Source organism: Euhalothece natronophila Z-M001 (genome assembly GCF_007904085.1).
Taxonomy (GTDB): Bacteria; Cyanobacteriota; Cyanobacteriia; order Cyanobacteriales; family Rubidibacteraceae; genus Halothece; species Halothece natronophila.
Genome location: NZ_CP042326.1, coordinates 1,797,024 through 1,810,003 on the forward strand (window position 1 = coordinate 1,797,024; position 12,980 = coordinate 1,810,003).

At 40.0% G+C, this 12,980-nt stretch carries 14 protein-coding genes, 1 tRNA gene and 1 pseudogene; 9 read left to right on the forward strand and 7 right to left on the reverse strand.

Annotated features, from left to right (window positions below; all coding sequences use genetic code 11):
* The first annotated feature begins 6 nt into the window (after positions 1 to 6).
* Positions 7 to 2,217 (forward strand): hybrid sensor histidine kinase/response regulator, encoded by a 2,211-nt coding sequence (locus FRE64_RS08590; protein ID WP_146295588.1) that lies wholly within the window; start codon positions 7 to 9, stop codon positions 2,215 to 2,217.
* A 103-nt stretch (positions 2,218 to 2,320) separates the two neighbouring features.
* Here the strand turns inward: FRE64_RS08590 and FRE64_RS08595 are convergent, their stop codons facing one another.
* Entirely contained in the window at positions 2,321 to 3,226 is a 906-nt protein-coding gene (locus tag FRE64_RS08595; protein ID WP_146295589.1) for an ATP adenylyltransferase family protein, read from the reverse strand.
* Between the two features lie 217 nt (positions 3,227 to 3,443).
* Between FRE64_RS08595 and FRE64_RS08600 the strand changes: the two genes are divergently transcribed.
* Positions 3,444 to 4,172, forward strand: coding sequence for an SDR family oxidoreductase (locus FRE64_RS08600; RefSeq protein WP_146295590.1), 729 nt, complete (start codon positions 3,444 to 3,446; stop codon positions 4,170 to 4,172).
* 58 nt (positions 4,173 to 4,230) lie between these two features.
* A complete protein-coding gene (folE, locus tag FRE64_RS08605; RefSeq protein WP_146295591.1) occupies positions 4,231 to 4,911 on the forward strand; it encodes a GTP cyclohydrolase I FolE in 681 nt (226 codons plus the stop codon).
* A 52-nt stretch (positions 4,912 to 4,963) separates the two neighbouring features.
* Here the strand turns inward: folE and FRE64_RS08610 are convergent, their stop codons facing one another.
* Positions 4,964 to 5,731, reverse strand: a complete 768-nt coding sequence (locus tag FRE64_RS08610; RefSeq protein ID WP_146295592.1) for a hypothetical protein — start codon at positions 5,729 to 5,731, stop codon at positions 4,964 to 4,966.
* Positions 5,732 to 8,473 (reverse strand): alpha-mannosidase, encoded by a 2,742-nt coding sequence (locus tag FRE64_RS08615; protein ID WP_146295593.1) that lies wholly within the window; start codon positions 8,471 to 8,473, stop codon positions 5,732 to 5,734. It lies immediately after the preceding gene.
* A gap of 70 nt (positions 8,474 to 8,543) precedes the next feature.
* Between FRE64_RS08615 and FRE64_RS08620 the strand changes: the two genes are divergently transcribed.
* The 3 genes from FRE64_RS08620 to FRE64_RS08630 are packed head-to-tail and all read left to right on the forward strand — an operon-like array spanning position 8,544 to position 9,667.
* Entirely contained in the window at positions 8,544 to 8,828 is a 285-nt protein-coding gene (locus FRE64_RS08620) for a type II toxin-antitoxin system HicB family antitoxin (RefSeq protein ID WP_146295595.1), read from the forward strand.
* Positions 8,825 to 9,010 (forward strand): type II toxin-antitoxin system HicA family toxin, encoded by a 186-nt coding sequence (locus FRE64_RS08625; RefSeq protein WP_146295597.1) that lies wholly within the window; start codon positions 8,825 to 8,827, stop codon positions 9,008 to 9,010. Before FRE64_RS08620 ends, FRE64_RS08625 begins: the two co-directional genes overlap by 4 nt.
* 57 nt (positions 9,011 to 9,067) lie before the next feature.
* Positions 9,068 to 9,667 carry a Uma2 family endonuclease gene (locus FRE64_RS08630; RefSeq protein ID WP_146295599.1) on the forward strand — a complete coding sequence of 200 codons (600 nt, stop codon included), beginning with the start codon at positions 9,068 to 9,070 and terminating at the stop codon, positions 9,665 to 9,667.
* On the opposite strand, the gene FRE64_RS08635 is transcribed toward FRE64_RS08630, so the two are convergent.
* Positions 9,651 to 10,163 carry a DUF4112 domain-containing protein gene (locus FRE64_RS08635; RefSeq protein ID WP_146295601.1) on the reverse strand — a complete coding sequence of 171 codons (513 nt, stop codon included), beginning with the start codon at positions 10,161 to 10,163 and terminating at the stop codon, positions 9,651 to 9,653. The two genes, FRE64_RS08630 and FRE64_RS08635, sit on opposite strands and share 17 nt — an antisense overlap.
* Before the next feature lie 36 nt (positions 10,164 to 10,199).
* Between FRE64_RS08635 and FRE64_RS08640 the strand changes: the two genes are divergently transcribed.
* Positions 10,200 to 10,271, forward strand: a tRNA-Cys gene (locus tag FRE64_RS08640).
* A 53-nt stretch (positions 10,272 to 10,324) separates the two neighbouring features.
* On the opposite strand, the gene FRE64_RS08645 is transcribed toward FRE64_RS08640, so the two are convergent.
* Entirely contained in the window at positions 10,325 to 10,759 is a 435-nt protein-coding gene (locus tag FRE64_RS08645) for a phospholipase D-like domain-containing protein (RefSeq protein WP_246140277.1), read from the reverse strand.
* Positions 10,760 to 10,776: 17 nt separating this feature from the next.
* Between FRE64_RS08645 and FRE64_RS08650 the strand changes: the two genes are divergently transcribed.
* Complete coding sequence (locus tag FRE64_RS08650) at positions 10,777 to 11,034, forward strand: hypothetical protein (protein ID WP_246140278.1); 258 nt, start codon at positions 10,777 to 10,779, stop codon at positions 11,032 to 11,034.
* A complete protein-coding gene (locus FRE64_RS08655; protein ID WP_146295603.1) occupies positions 11,031 to 11,231 on the forward strand; it encodes a DUF2283 domain-containing protein in 201 nt (66 codons plus the stop codon). Before FRE64_RS08650 ends, FRE64_RS08655 begins: the two co-directional genes overlap by 4 nt.
* A 41-nt stretch (positions 11,232 to 11,272) precedes the next feature.
* Here the strand turns inward: FRE64_RS08655 and FRE64_RS08660 are convergent.
* Positions 11,273 to 11,836, reverse strand: a pseudogene (locus tag FRE64_RS08660) (Uma2 family endonuclease); the annotation flags it as partial.
* A gap of 60 nt (positions 11,837 to 11,896) precedes the next feature.
* A complete protein-coding gene (purM, locus tag FRE64_RS08665) occupies positions 11,897 to 12,922 on the reverse strand; it encodes a phosphoribosylformylglycinamidine cyclo-ligase (protein ID WP_146295605.1) in 1,026 nt (341 codons plus the stop codon).
* Positions 12,923 to 12,980 lie beyond the last annotated feature (58 nt).

The following is a 12,980-nucleotide window of genomic DNA, read 5'->3' on the forward strand; positions in this document are numbered from 1 at the left end:
TTGGTAATGCCCTCAGACCCCTTAGAGTCAAAGCTGAAACAGTTACAAGAACAACAAGCCCTAATTTTAGAACAAATCGATCGCGCGATCGCGCTGTTTGACCAGAACCATTGCCTCATCACTTATAATCAGGCTTTTGCAAGTTTAGGTAACTTCTCTCAAGAGTGGCTTAACTCTCACCCCTCTCAGGCAGAAATTCTAAATCAAATGGCACAGGAGGGCAATTGGTCAACCCCCCAACAACAAATTTTAGAAGACATTATTAAAAAAGCAGACTCTAACCCCACCCCTTGTAATATTGAACAGCCATCAGGAGAAAACTTACATATTTTAGTGACCGCTACCAGTGATGGGGGATATTTGCTCAATATTCGTCAACTGTCTATGAAATTAGACTCAGAAGGAATTATCAATCGGGAACTGCGACGACTAACCTTTCTTCTGGGTTTAACCGAACGCCTCCAACCTGCTACTGATATCAAAACCATTGGTCAATTTGCCCTGTCTTACCTGATTGAAAGCACTAATGCGGCTTTCGGAGATGTGAAAGTCATTACAGGAGATGGGGAAAATCGTCGCGCAGGACTATTAGTCAATGAAATTACCTCCCAATTTATTGCCACCTATGGAGATATGATTCCCGAAATGGAAGAGTTAATGAAAGAGGGAATTCCCTATGGACAGGGGCTACTTTGGGAGGTGGTGGAAACCGGAAAACCACTTTTTGTAGAAGACTATGCGAACCATCCCCAAGCAGTTAACACCTTTCGTAATCCTGGAATTGGACAATTAGGCATTTTTCCGATTCCTGGACATAGTGGCGAGATTATTGGCGTTTTAACTTTAGAATCTCGGGGGGGAAATTCTTTAGAAGATCAAGTGCAAGAAGATATGGTATTGGCAGCTTGTCGAACTTTGGGAGTTGCCATTGAACGGGCAAAAGTACAACAAAACCTTCGTCAAGCCAATGAAGAGTTAGCTCAAGCCTCCCAAATGAAGTCAGAATTTCTCGCTTCTATGTCTCATGAGTTACGAACCCCTCTAAATAGTATTTTAGGGTTTGCCGATTTACTAGAAAGGCAACGTAAAGATCCGCTTAGTGAGAATCAGATTAAGCAAATTCAAGCGATTAAGCGCAGTGGTGAACATTTACTACAGCTAATTAATGATATTCTTGATCTCTCAAAAATTGAAGCGGGGAAAACCGAGTTAGAGTTACAACCAGTTGTGATTCATAGTCTATGCAATGAAGGCTTACGGATGGTGCAACCACGGGCAGATAAAAAACGTATTGCCCTCTCCTTAGAATTAGATTATCAGATTGAAATAGCTCAATTAGATGAACGACGGGTACGACAAATTTTAATTAATCTTCTATCTAACGCAATTAAGTTTACCCCAGAAGAAGGGAAGGTTAAACTTAGTGGCAGTTTACGCTATGGCAGTCAATTATTAGAAGAAGCACGTCCTGATCATAGTCCTGTTCATAGTAGCACTCCTTATTTATGCTTAGAGGTTTCAGATACTGGCATTGGTATTCCTAAAGAAAAACAAAGCTTATTATTTCGCCCGTTTCAACAGCTAGATTCTTCTCTTACTCGTCGTCATGAGGGAACAGGATTAGGATTAGCTTTAACTAAACGTCTTGCGGAATTACATGGGGGAACTGTCTCTGTCGAATCTGAGGAAAATAAAGGGAGTACCTTTCGGGTTTGGCTTCCTTTAACTGAATTACGTGCTGAAAAAGAGGAAACAGAAATAATAGAAGAAGCAGATTCTCAAGAGGAAATTAATCGCCCCTTAGGTCAAGAAAAATCCCAAGAAACTGATAGCCCACGGATTTTAGTGGTGGAGGATCAACCGTTTAATCAGGCTTTAATTTGTCAAGTTTTGGAGTTAGAAGGATATTCGGTGGAAGTAATTTATGATGGAAAAACGATGCAAGAATTAATGGAAGCAGAACTGCGATCGCGCGAGTTACTTCCTCATCTCATTCTCCTCGATATTCAACTTCCTGAAGTGGATGGATTTGAAATTTTACATCAACTGCGACAAACTCCCTATTGGCAAGATTTACCAGTGATTGCAATTACGGCTATGGCGATGCCTGGCGATCGCGATCGTTGTTTAAAAGCCGGTGCTAACGATTATCTTGCTAAACCCTTACATCTAGAAACAGTCATCCAAAAAGTAAAAGAATTAATTATGCAATTCTAAAAAAAATCAAGCTCTCTACAGATTATAGTGATTCCAAATAAAAAACAGCAACCTAAAAGTAGTGGGAGCATCTTGCTCCCTAGTAGCAGCCAAGATGGCTGCACTACGGAACTGAATTGGAACGACTATAATTTCGGGAGTAACCCACCGCTTCTAAAATTTTTAAGGGACCGATTTTTTTAACTAATTCTAATTCCTCTTGATCTTTCACTAATAAGCCACCAGCAAATCCTAAAGAATTAACTCCAATTGATTGAAATTTCTCTTGCTTTCTAGGCACAATCAGCATCCATTCTCGTGTCATTAAAAAATTATAATTAGTCGTATCTTTACCATTGACTGTTTCTAGTAACATTTGATAATATTGAAGAACTTTTTTAGCAATTTCTTCTGGAGATAAGTTCCAATCGAGATTCAACCAAGTAAAACCATGATGAAAACCAAATAATGAAATACTGCCCACTTCTCCTAGAAAATTAGCGGTTTTTAGAGCAGCAGTAATAGGAAGTTCTTCTAAGTTTGGAGCAAGAGAATTGGGAATAAATTGTAAATGTTTATGCTTAACTGAAGCACCGGCTAATTCACCAGAATTGTAAAATCCTAAGCCATTAACCTTTTGCAAACAAGCACAAAGTGCCGTCAAATCTGCTTGATTAATTAAATTTTCTTGTTCTTCAAACTCGCGAGTTACAATCAGCAAATGATTTTCTACAACATTAAATTTATTCAACAGGCAAATATGAGTATCGGAAATATCACTAACAAATAAATCTTTTTCGTAGGGAAGAAACGGATCAAAATCTTTTCCTGTTGTTTCTTGATATTGTGCTTGCTTCTGCTTTTCTGCTTCTTTTTTCTTTAAAATTTTCAAAATTCTCACTAAAAAAGGGATTCCCTGATCCTCAATGATTTCATATTCTGTGGGAATCGGTTGCAGTGCTTGTGATTCAATAGCTTTATGTTGTGTGATTTTTACTGATTGCCAAAATTGATTCGGGAGTAAAAGCATTATTTATATTAAAATTAAGGATTCGCGCCTCTTATCGATTAATACCAGATCAGGTGATACAATAGGCAAGGTTCAGAAACTTTACATTTTTTAATGTTTTAAGCCCTCTGTGCCATTACACGTTTAAGCAAATTCCTATGGCAAGATCAGATTAACTAGATTTTGATTATTGCTATAGCCCAATTGGACTTATAAAAATGTCAGCTTGGAGAAAAATATGGAGGAATCCCAGAGTCGCCAAAAAGCCCTAATTACAGGTGCAAGTAGCGGCATTGGTAAAGAAACTGCCCTTGCTTTTGCTAAAGCAGGAGTTGATCTTGCCTTAGTCGGGCGCTCACAAGAAAAATTAGATGCTGTGATCTCAGAAGTGAGCCAGTATTCAGTACAGGTAAAATCTTACCAAATTGATTTAGCGGCAACTAGTACAGTAAAGGGGAATATTAAAGACATTGTTACTGACTTTGGTAGCGTTGATATCTTAGTTAACAATGCAGGGATGGGATATACCAATCCCCTCAGCGAAACCCCTTTAGAGGAATGGGAACAAGTGTTAAATCTCAATTTAACCAGTGTTTTCCAGTGTATTCAGGGCGTTTTACCCACAATGCGCGATCGCGCTAGGGGAACAATTATTAATATTGCTTCGATTGCAGCTCATAGCCCTTTTCCAAGTTGGGGGGCTTATAGTGTTAGTAAGGCGGGAATTATTACCCTTTCTAAAGCTCTCTCAGGAGAAGAAAAAGAAAATGGGATTCGCGTCATTACCATTACTCCCGGTGCTGTTAATACTCCTTTATGGGATACCGACAGTGTGAAAATGGAATTAAATCGTGATGCAATGCTTAATCCCCAAGTTGTTGCTCAAACCATTGTTCAAGCAGCCTTATTACCCCAACAAGCTGTCATTGAAGAAATGACTCTAATGCCAAGTGCGGGGGCTCTTTAGGCTCAAAACTAGATTCTCAATCATAGCAAAATAAGGAAAGGAAGTTTATTCTATAATTATGACAACTGCTTCATCCAACAGTTCAATGTCCAACGGTTCAGGTAAAGTCAATACGCAAGTGTCTCTTAATAGTGCTTCTTCTGTAGAAGCTGCTGTTACCCAAGACAGTAATACAGAAGAAATGATGCAGGCGGTGAGAAGTATCCTACAAGGTGTGGGAGAAGATCCTGATCGCGAAGGATTGAAAAAAACTCCTAAACGAGTTGCCGAAGCTATGCAATTCCTCACCCAAGGTTATGAACAATCTCTTGAGGAATTAGTCAACGGCGCGATCTTTGACGAGGGGCATAATGAGATGGTACTCGTTAGAGACATTGATGTTTTTAGTCTTTGTGAACATCATATGTTGCCTTTCATGGGAAAAGCTCATGTTGCTTATATTCCTAATCAAAAAGTAGTAGGATTAAGTAAACTAGCTCGGATTGTCGAGATGTATTCCCGTCGCTTGCAGGTACAAGAACGTCTCACTCGCCAAATTGCAGAGGCAATTCAAAGCATACTAGATCCCCAGGGCGTTGCTGTTGTTATGGAGGCCACTCATATGTGTATGGTGATGCGAGGGGTGCAAAAACCCAGTTCTTGGACAGTTACCAGTGCGATGTTAGGAGTGTTTCAAGAAGAACAGAAAACCAGAGAAGAGTTTCTCAATTTAATTCGTCATCAGCCCAGTTTTCATTAAGATAATGTTTGCCCCGAGTTGATAATAAGATTCAACCGGGGAAAGTATTAAATCATGGCGTAATTGCTTCCATCTCTTGCGCCATTGCTGTCACCTCTTGTGCTGTATAAACTTTCGAGGAGGGTGGCATAGTCGTTGGCCAAGCAGCAGATAGTTTTCCTACTAATGTTGCAATCTCTCGATAGGCTTCGGGATTCTCTTCTACCAGATTCCCCGCTTCACTATAAAGTAAATTGCGTACCGTCGCTAATAAATTTCTCCCCTTTTGATACTTAGAAATGTCAGTTAACTGATCATCCTCAAATGCCATTTCATATTCTGTCGCCGATTTAGAAATGAGAGTGGAAATTGCCTCACCCATAAACTCAGGGGAATGCCGTTCACTTTCAGGGATAAAACTTTCTACAGCGTGTAAGACATCAATCGTGTCTTCGTATGCTTTTTTCATTTCTCGATCTGAAACGCGATCGCTGGCTTTAGTTTGAAGATGATTTAAAGCTGCTTCTACTGGGCGAGATAACCGTTTTTCTTCTAACATGGGCTGTAATGCAGATAAGGTTTCCTCTGCTGCCTGATTAAACTGGGTTTCCGCCATCTCCATTTCTCCATACGTATAGAGTTCTAACCCTGTCAGAAGATAACTTTCCATCAGTCGAAGATTGATCAAATTATTGACATGATTATCTGCATCATTATCCTCTTCTTCTGTTACGACTTCTGGGGTGGTGGGAGTGTCTTCTATTGCCATTAGAGGAGTCATGATCCCCCAAATGCCTACAAAAACAAAAATTCCCACCACTGTATTAATAGATTGTTTCATTTACGACTGCAATAAAAAGGTTTTGATTTGATGAGGGTAAAGTTGAATCGAAAGTTCCTGATTAGAAACTTCTTTTCCGTGTTCCCACATTTCCAATAAGTTAGTTTCGCAGTAAGCAGTGACGTTCCAGCCGAAGGTGACAGTTGCAGTTTGCGTTACTTCTGTTTGATTATACACTCGCAAGACCATGATTCCCTTTTCCTCATGGGGTTTTAAGGCAGATAAGATAATATTAGGGTTATCGATCGCGCAGAGAGAACCATAACGCCCTAATTGTCCTGTAGAGTTAACATAGGGCAAGTAAGGCATTTCCCGTCCCCACGCAGGATGAGCAAATTCACGGGCTTTACGAATGATGGTTTCTTGCTCTAAATTGGCAAGTCCATAAGCGAGTTCAGCATTAATTTCCCGTTTACATTGTGCGCCAGGAGTGGGAACTGAGGGCCCAGCTTGACATGGGCGAATGCGACCTTTTCCCACCGATAAATAGCCCACGGCGCGATGTAAGGTAATTGCGACTTTATCTCCAATCACTTCATATTCAGGTAAGCCTCGGTTAGCCACCCAAACTTGATAATTGTCTCCTGTGAATAAAACAAAGTCTCCTTGATGATGGGTGGGATAGTCTAACTCCCCAGGATAGGTTTGATACCGTTGAGGATCACTTTCAGGAGTTCTTAACTGCGGTTTCTCACGGGAAACCAGTCGAAAATGTCCATCGGCAAGGGAGTTTTTGGTGGTAAAGCCTAAGGGAAGAACAGCGCGGATACGTGCATTCTCCACCGTAGATTCGTAGTTTATTTGGATGGAGATGGATTCGTGAGTATTGAGACTCAGATCAACCGTAATGCTATTTTGTAGAGGATGATCCCCCCAACCCCCCTTACTAAAGGGGGCGAAGGATGGTTCTGATGTAACCTGACTTTCTGAAGATGGGATACTCTCCAGAGTCGTATCTTGAATGTTTAGCTGATAAGTTAAGCGGAGAGTGTCTGCTTTCTGGGGATGAAATTTGGCTTCTGTCAGTTTTCCCCAAATAGGGGTAACATCAGGAACTGGACTAAAGGAATAGGTATCGCCAAGATCAGGTTGATATTCTAACTGGAGAAAGTCAGAGAATTGTATTCCTGTGGTTTTTTCCGTGAGAGTGAGAGTGTTATCAGTAACGGTAAGTTGATAGCGTTGGTTTTCGAGGGTTAACGGTTGCTGTGTTTCTGGTGTGGATAAAGGCTGACTGGTTTGGTAAATGTGAACCAGTTGATAACCGAGAGGGGGAAGGGTGATGGAAAAGCTAACTTGATAATATCTTCCCCAAGTGGTTTCTAAGTAGCGCGATCGCGCTTTTGGGGCTTCCGTATCCAGTACACTAATTTTAATGGGCTTCCCGTGACCATCACATCCTGTTAAAGATAAAGGCGGTAACGGTTCTCCCCATTCCCCATCAGGGTTCGGAAAATAAACCTCAGTTTCCACAGTATAAGTCGCTTCCCAAGGATGAGGGTTCAACACAAAAACATCTGTGGTGTAATCTCCCGTTTGCTGTGGCGGAATAAATCCCTGTTTTAATAACGTCTCTAAATGTTCAACTAATAATCCCTCCCCAATTTGTTCAATCTGGCGAAACCGATACTCATCATCATCATGTACCCCATCCACACTACAGCCACAAATATCATCATGGGCATGATTTTTGAATAATAACCGCCAGCTATAGTTCAAAAAAGGACGAACATCATTTCCCCAGCCTTGACTTTCTAGCCAAACACTCAGGGGTTCAACATATCGAGATAATAATTGTTGTGCCGAATGATTCTGCTGTTTTAAATACATTCGGGTAGAATAAACACTGGCTAAAATCGGCTGATCCGCATTGCCAATTAAATCTCCCTGATAGGTTTGATGAGATTGATTTTCCTGTTTAATTGCTTCCACAAATTCAGGAATTGTTCCGTGGGTTAACTCAATTCCCTCTAAACTTTCATTTAGTTGGGATAATAACTGGGGAATTTCTTTTTGTACAGGGAGATGATCAAAGCCATTACTGAGTAAAACTGTTTCCTCAGCTTGCAAGGGAAGCATGGTTTCTAAGGCTTGTTCAATTTGTTTTTTCGCCAGATCAACCTTAACTTCATGTCCTTCAAAACGCCCAAATACACTGGGATGACCTAATGATCCAACAGGGAAATAGCCTTCTCTTTCATAAATAGCTAAAACCGTTGAACCATCAGGAGATTGCCAATTAAAAATTGCGCCGTGACTGGCTTTGGTTTCCGCGTCTAAACCGCGCATAAAAATATAACTATCAATGTCAAATCCTTGAAAAATTTGAGGCATCTGGGCAAAATGTCCAAAGGGATCAGGAAGATACCCCACTGCCATATAATTCCCGAATTTTTCACACCATTTACGCCCTTCTTGTAAGTTCCGAATGACAGATTCGCCACTAATTAAAAATAAATCGGGCATGGTAAACCAAGGACCAATTAAAATGCGTCCCGACTGAATTAATTTTTTTAATCGCGTTTCTTGTTCAGGGCGGATTTCTAGGTAGTCTTCTAAAAGAACAGTTTGCCCATCGAGAGTAAAAGCCCGAAAATTAGGATCAGTTTCTAAGATATCCATTAACTCATCAACCATTCGCACTAAGCGATGACGAAAAGATTGAAACGGGAGATACCAAGCGCGATCCCAATGAGTATGAGAAACAATAATACCCTGAATTGTTTTAGTTTTTGGAGACATTAGTTATCGTTTCAGATAAAGGTTTTTATTATAATTAGAATTGTTCAGTATGATAATAATGTTATAGCTTATGCTAACTTATAAAGCAATGTATAAATTTTTAGATGAGGGGGTTCATGGAGAAGTTTTAGATTTTCCTGGAACTATTACCTTTGCAGAAACGCTTGAAAAGACTCGCAAATCTTTATCAGCCGCTTTAGTCGATATGGCAGAAACAAATCTACAAAATGGGGAATCATTACCGCAACCTAACCCAACAATAACTGATCCTGAATCCGATTTAGAAGAACCGATCTACCTCCTTTTAAACGCCACTCCTCATATTCAAATTATTCCCGACTTAGCAACATCATGAAACGTCGAGATTTATTGCGACATCTAAGTCAGAATGGTTGTCAACTGTTACGAGAAGGAGGATCGCATTCTATTTGGGAAAATACGGCTAATAAAAAGCGTACTTCTGTACCTAGACATAGAGAAATTCCTAATTTTACAGTCCTCAAAATATGTAAACAATTAGAAATTCCAGAACCATAAAGTTAGAGTAATCAAAGTTTGTCCTTTGTCCTTAATTTGCTTAGGAAAAAATTAGTTGTGTTTACAGATTTATTAAACCTTCCTATTAATCGCGATCGCGCTACTTGTGGCGATCAAACCCTTATTCTAGCTGGTATGACTTGGGATGACTACGAAAAATTAACTCAAGAAGATTATGGGTATCGCATCTCTTATTGCAATGGAGTAATAACAATTGTGTCTCCGAGTAAAAACCATGAAAGGATAGCGGAAGTCATCAATGGTTTAATTAAAACTTACTGTCGCAAGTATAATTTACCTTATTTTCCCATGGGTTCAACCACCTTAAAAAAACCTCCTTTAGCAGGAAAAGAACCTGATCATAGTTTTGCTTTTGAAACCGATAAATCTATTCCCGATTTAGCGGTGGAAGTGACTTATACAAGTGGTAGTATCGTTGACTTAGAAAAGTATAAATACTTGGAAGTCAAGGAAGTTTGGTTTTGGGATAATCAGGAAATTACCTTTTATTATCTAGTTAATGGGAACTATCGTAAAATAGAGAGGAGTATTTGTCTGCCCAAATTAACGGCTAACTTTTTAATTACTTTTGTTAATCGAGGACTGATAGAAACTCCACTCACGATTGAAGAAGATTTTTCTAATTCATTAGAGTAATCCCAAAAAAGGGACTGGCTTGAATTAATGAAACTAAAATCCAAAAACTTAAGCTAGCCATTCCAAGAACAATAATCAATAATATTAAAAGTAATCCACCTAAAAATAACCAGTCTGCTTTTTCTCTTCTTTCCCCCGATTCTAATTGTTTTTGTAGTAACATCACATTTCTAGCATTGGCTTTCCAGAAGACATCAAAAATATCCCCCATTCCTGGAACTAGACCAACAATTGTATCAATAACCACATTAACAATCATCCGAATCAAGGTAACACGAGAAGCCCCAATTTTGGCTGCTTCTAACACAATATAGCCTGATAAAAACGCCCCGAAATAGTCTCCTACCCCTGGGAATAAGCCTAATAAGGGGTCAAAACCTACCCGATAAGAAGTTCCTGGAATCACAATTGCATTGTCGAGAAATTGGCTGAGTCGCTGTACTCGCAAATAGGCGTTGCTGGTTTGAGGAGAATTTTCTGAAAAAGGTTGACGCATTCTGACAATACCTTGATATAATAAGGTTGAATCTGTGGCGGCATAGCCAAGCGGTAAGGCAGGGGCCTGCAAAGCCTTTATTCCCCAGTTCGAATCTGGGTGCCGCCTTTTGATTAATTTTAAACTAGTGTGAGCGAGAAGTCCCCAATTTCAGCGAAGGTCTAACAGTTACACAAAAGCCTGACTACAAATAATCGTTGCAATCGTACTTCAATCATTTGGATCAGATTTTTCACTAGAGTTTGCGCCTCATCTGTCTGATCCATTAACTCTACGGTGGAACGGAGATTTCCTGCTGTTTCTTCGGCAATTTCTTTGCGAATACTGCGCTTGGCATAGTTTTGTTCTTCTAAAGTGTCTTGGACAATTTCTAAGCGACGATAACCCTCTGCCAATTGATCCAACGTTTCGCGGTTGGTGGTATTGCCAATGAGAAGACTAAGGTGTTTGATCTGAGTAAGACGAGGGGCGATCGCTGTAAATCCTGAAAGGAAAAAGTAGCCTACAGCAAAATGGGCAGATTCAGATGTGGAGAGGATACTATTAATTTTATCAACGAGTTTTTCTTGGCGATTATCAACAATATCATGAGACATTATTATCGTTAGCGGTAATGATACGTACAAAATTAATTGTGAAATGTACTCAATATTTTAAGATAGTTCGGACTCGTCGCGATCGCGCTATGATTCAGGATGAATGGATTTTGCGAACAATGGAATTTCCAGATTATGAAGCTATCCAAACCGATGGAAGGATACGTCGCTGGAAGCGTATCAATGAAATGGAAGGTCGTTATCTTCGCGTTATACTCTTACCAGATGGGGAAACAGTTCATAATGCTTTTTTTGATCGGAGATTTAAGTTATGAAAGTTAAATATTTTCAAGACACAGATACTCTCTACATTGAATTTCGGGTTAATCAAATTGTTGAGACTAAAGATCTTGATGAAAATACAATTTTAGATTTAGATGATCAAGGAAATATCTGCGCGATTACCTTTGAACACGCGAGTCTAAAAACCGATCTCAAGGATTTTACTGTTGAAGGAATTGCCGTTTTGTAGTTAGCGATTTAGTATCACCTATCTATTTTTTGTTTATCATTTTAGCGATTTCCTTGAAACACTTGTTCTGTGGTTAAAGCCAGTTCAGGAAAAGCGGGGGATGTAATAATATCATTTCCTCAAAATTGTTTCACTTGGTATTATCCATCAACCAGTTAATAAATTGAAATAGTCGGTTGTTTGGGATTACCAATAAAGCGTTTTCCTCCTAATCCAATATAGTTAACAATCCAATATTCTGTAATTCCCATTTCTTCATAATCAGCGACTTTCAAGCAATAATCATCTCGCCAGTTTGTGCTAACTACTTCTACAATTAAACGCACGGATGACCCCATTGTAATAATTGATTCTTCCGCCCAACGGGGTTCATTGACAACGCGATCGCGCTCTAGGACAATAACATCAGGTTCGTATCCAGTTTGATCGCGGGAGGGCTTAATAATTGCTTCTCCGGGAAGGAAACAAGGAGAGTCATTTTGGCGACACTGAAGACCTAATTCTAAACTGAGAAAAGCAGCAATTTCTGAATGTTTCCCCCTTGGTTTTGGCATCTCAACAATAACTCCCCGATGCAACTCATAGCGATGTTCTGAGTTTTCTGGATACTAGGAGTTTGTTTGTGGCGAGAGAAAATCTTGTTTCCTTTTGGAATTGGTCAGCGTTCAATCTAAGCCAAGGACTTCTCCTGAACCAGATACCACTTCGCCGAGATCATAGGCGTAGAGATGACGTTCATTAAACCATGAGACTAATTCCTCAGCAATGTCAGGCGGAACAATGAGAACAAATCCGATTCCCATGTTAAATGTCTCATAGAGGGTTTTGGTGGTGAGGTTTCCTTGTTGTGCTAACCAAGAGAAGATCGGCGGAACTGCCCAACTTTTGGGATTTAAACTTATACTTTGATTTTCGCTTAAACAACGGGGAAGATTTTCTGGAAGTCCACCGCCTGTAATATGCGCCATCCCATGAATATCATATCCAGCACGAATTACTTCTAAAACAGGTTTAACATAAATTTCAGTGGGAGTCAGCACTACTTCCCCTAAAGTTTTTCCCTCAAATTCTGGAAACTGACTTGACCAATTAATATTGTTATCAGCGATGATTTTACGAACGAGACTAAAGCCATTGCTGTGTAAGCCTTGACTGGCTAAACCGATCGCGCGATCGCGCAATTTTACCTGTGATCCATCCTTTAACTGACTCTTCTCCACGATTCCCACACAAAAGCCAGCTAAATCATATTCTCCCCCTTGATAAAATCCAGGCATTTCTGCGGTTTCTCCCCCGAGTAGCGCACAACCACTCTTTTCACAGCCAGCACTAATCCCTTCCACCACTGCTGTTAATTGGTCAGGTTCTAGTTTTCCTGTTGCAATATAGTCCAGAAAAAACAGTGGCTCCGCCCCTGAGGTCAAAATATCATTAACGCACATTGCCACTAAGTCAATTCCCACAGTATTGTGGTGATTCAAAGTATGAGCAATTTTAAGTTTTGTTCCTACACCATCCGTCCCCGAAACTAAGATGGGTTCTTGGTAGCCAGTGGGTAGTTCAAAATAGCCACCAAAGCCTCCTAAACCTCCTAACACTTCAGGACGATGGGTTTTTTGGACAAGGGCGCGGATTTGATCCACAAATGACCGTCCAGCTTCAATATTGACACCTGCTTGTTGATAATCCATAGAACCTTCTTATCGGTAACCTTTATATATCTTAATGATTTGTTACTTTGTTAAGTTT

Coding starts and splice junctions, on each gene's coding strand:
- purM (WP_146295605.1), bottom strand. CDS start 12,922: ATGGATTATCAACAAGCAGGTGTCAATATTGAAGCTGGACGGTCATTT.
- FRE64_RS08610 (WP_146295592.1), bottom strand. CDS start 5,731: ATGAAACAATCTATTAATACAGTGGTGGGAATTTTTGTTTTTGTAGGC.
- FRE64_RS08620 (WP_146295595.1), top strand. CDS start 8,544: ATGCTAACTTATAAAGCAATGTATAAATTTTTAGATGAGGGGGTTCAT.
- FRE64_RS08615 (WP_146295593.1), bottom strand. CDS start 8,473: ATGTCTCCAAAAACTAAAACAATTCAGGGTATTATTGTTTCTCATACT.
- FRE64_RS08625 (WP_146295597.1), top strand. CDS start 8,825: ATGAAACGTCGAGATTTATTGCGACATCTAAGTCAGAATGGTTGTCAA.
- FRE64_RS08645 (WP_246140277.1), bottom strand. CDS start 10,759: ATGTCTCATGATATTGTTGATAATCGCCAAGAAAAACTCGTTGATAAA.
- FRE64_RS08600 (WP_146295590.1), top strand. CDS start 3,444: ATGGAGGAATCCCAGAGTCGCCAAAAAGCCCTAATTACAGGTGCAAGT.
- folE (WP_146295591.1), top strand. CDS start 4,231: ATGACAACTGCTTCATCCAACAGTTCAATGTCCAACGGTTCAGGTAAA.
- FRE64_RS08635 (WP_146295601.1), bottom strand. CDS start 10,163: ATGCGTCAACCTTTTTCAGAAAATTCTCCTCAAACCAGCAACGCCTAT.
- FRE64_RS08590 (WP_146295588.1), top strand. CDS start 7: ATGCCCTCAGACCCCTTAGAGTCAAAGCTGAAACAGTTACAAGAACAA.
- FRE64_RS08655 (WP_146295603.1), top strand. CDS start 11,031: ATGAAAGTTAAATATTTTCAAGACACAGATACTCTCTACATTGAATTT.
- FRE64_RS08595 (WP_146295589.1), bottom strand. CDS start 3,226: ATGCTTTTACTCCCGAATCAATTTTGGCAATCAGTAAAAATCACACAA.
- FRE64_RS08650 (WP_246140278.1), top strand. CDS start 10,777: ATGATACGTACAAAATTAATTGTGAAATGTACTCAATATTTTAAGATA.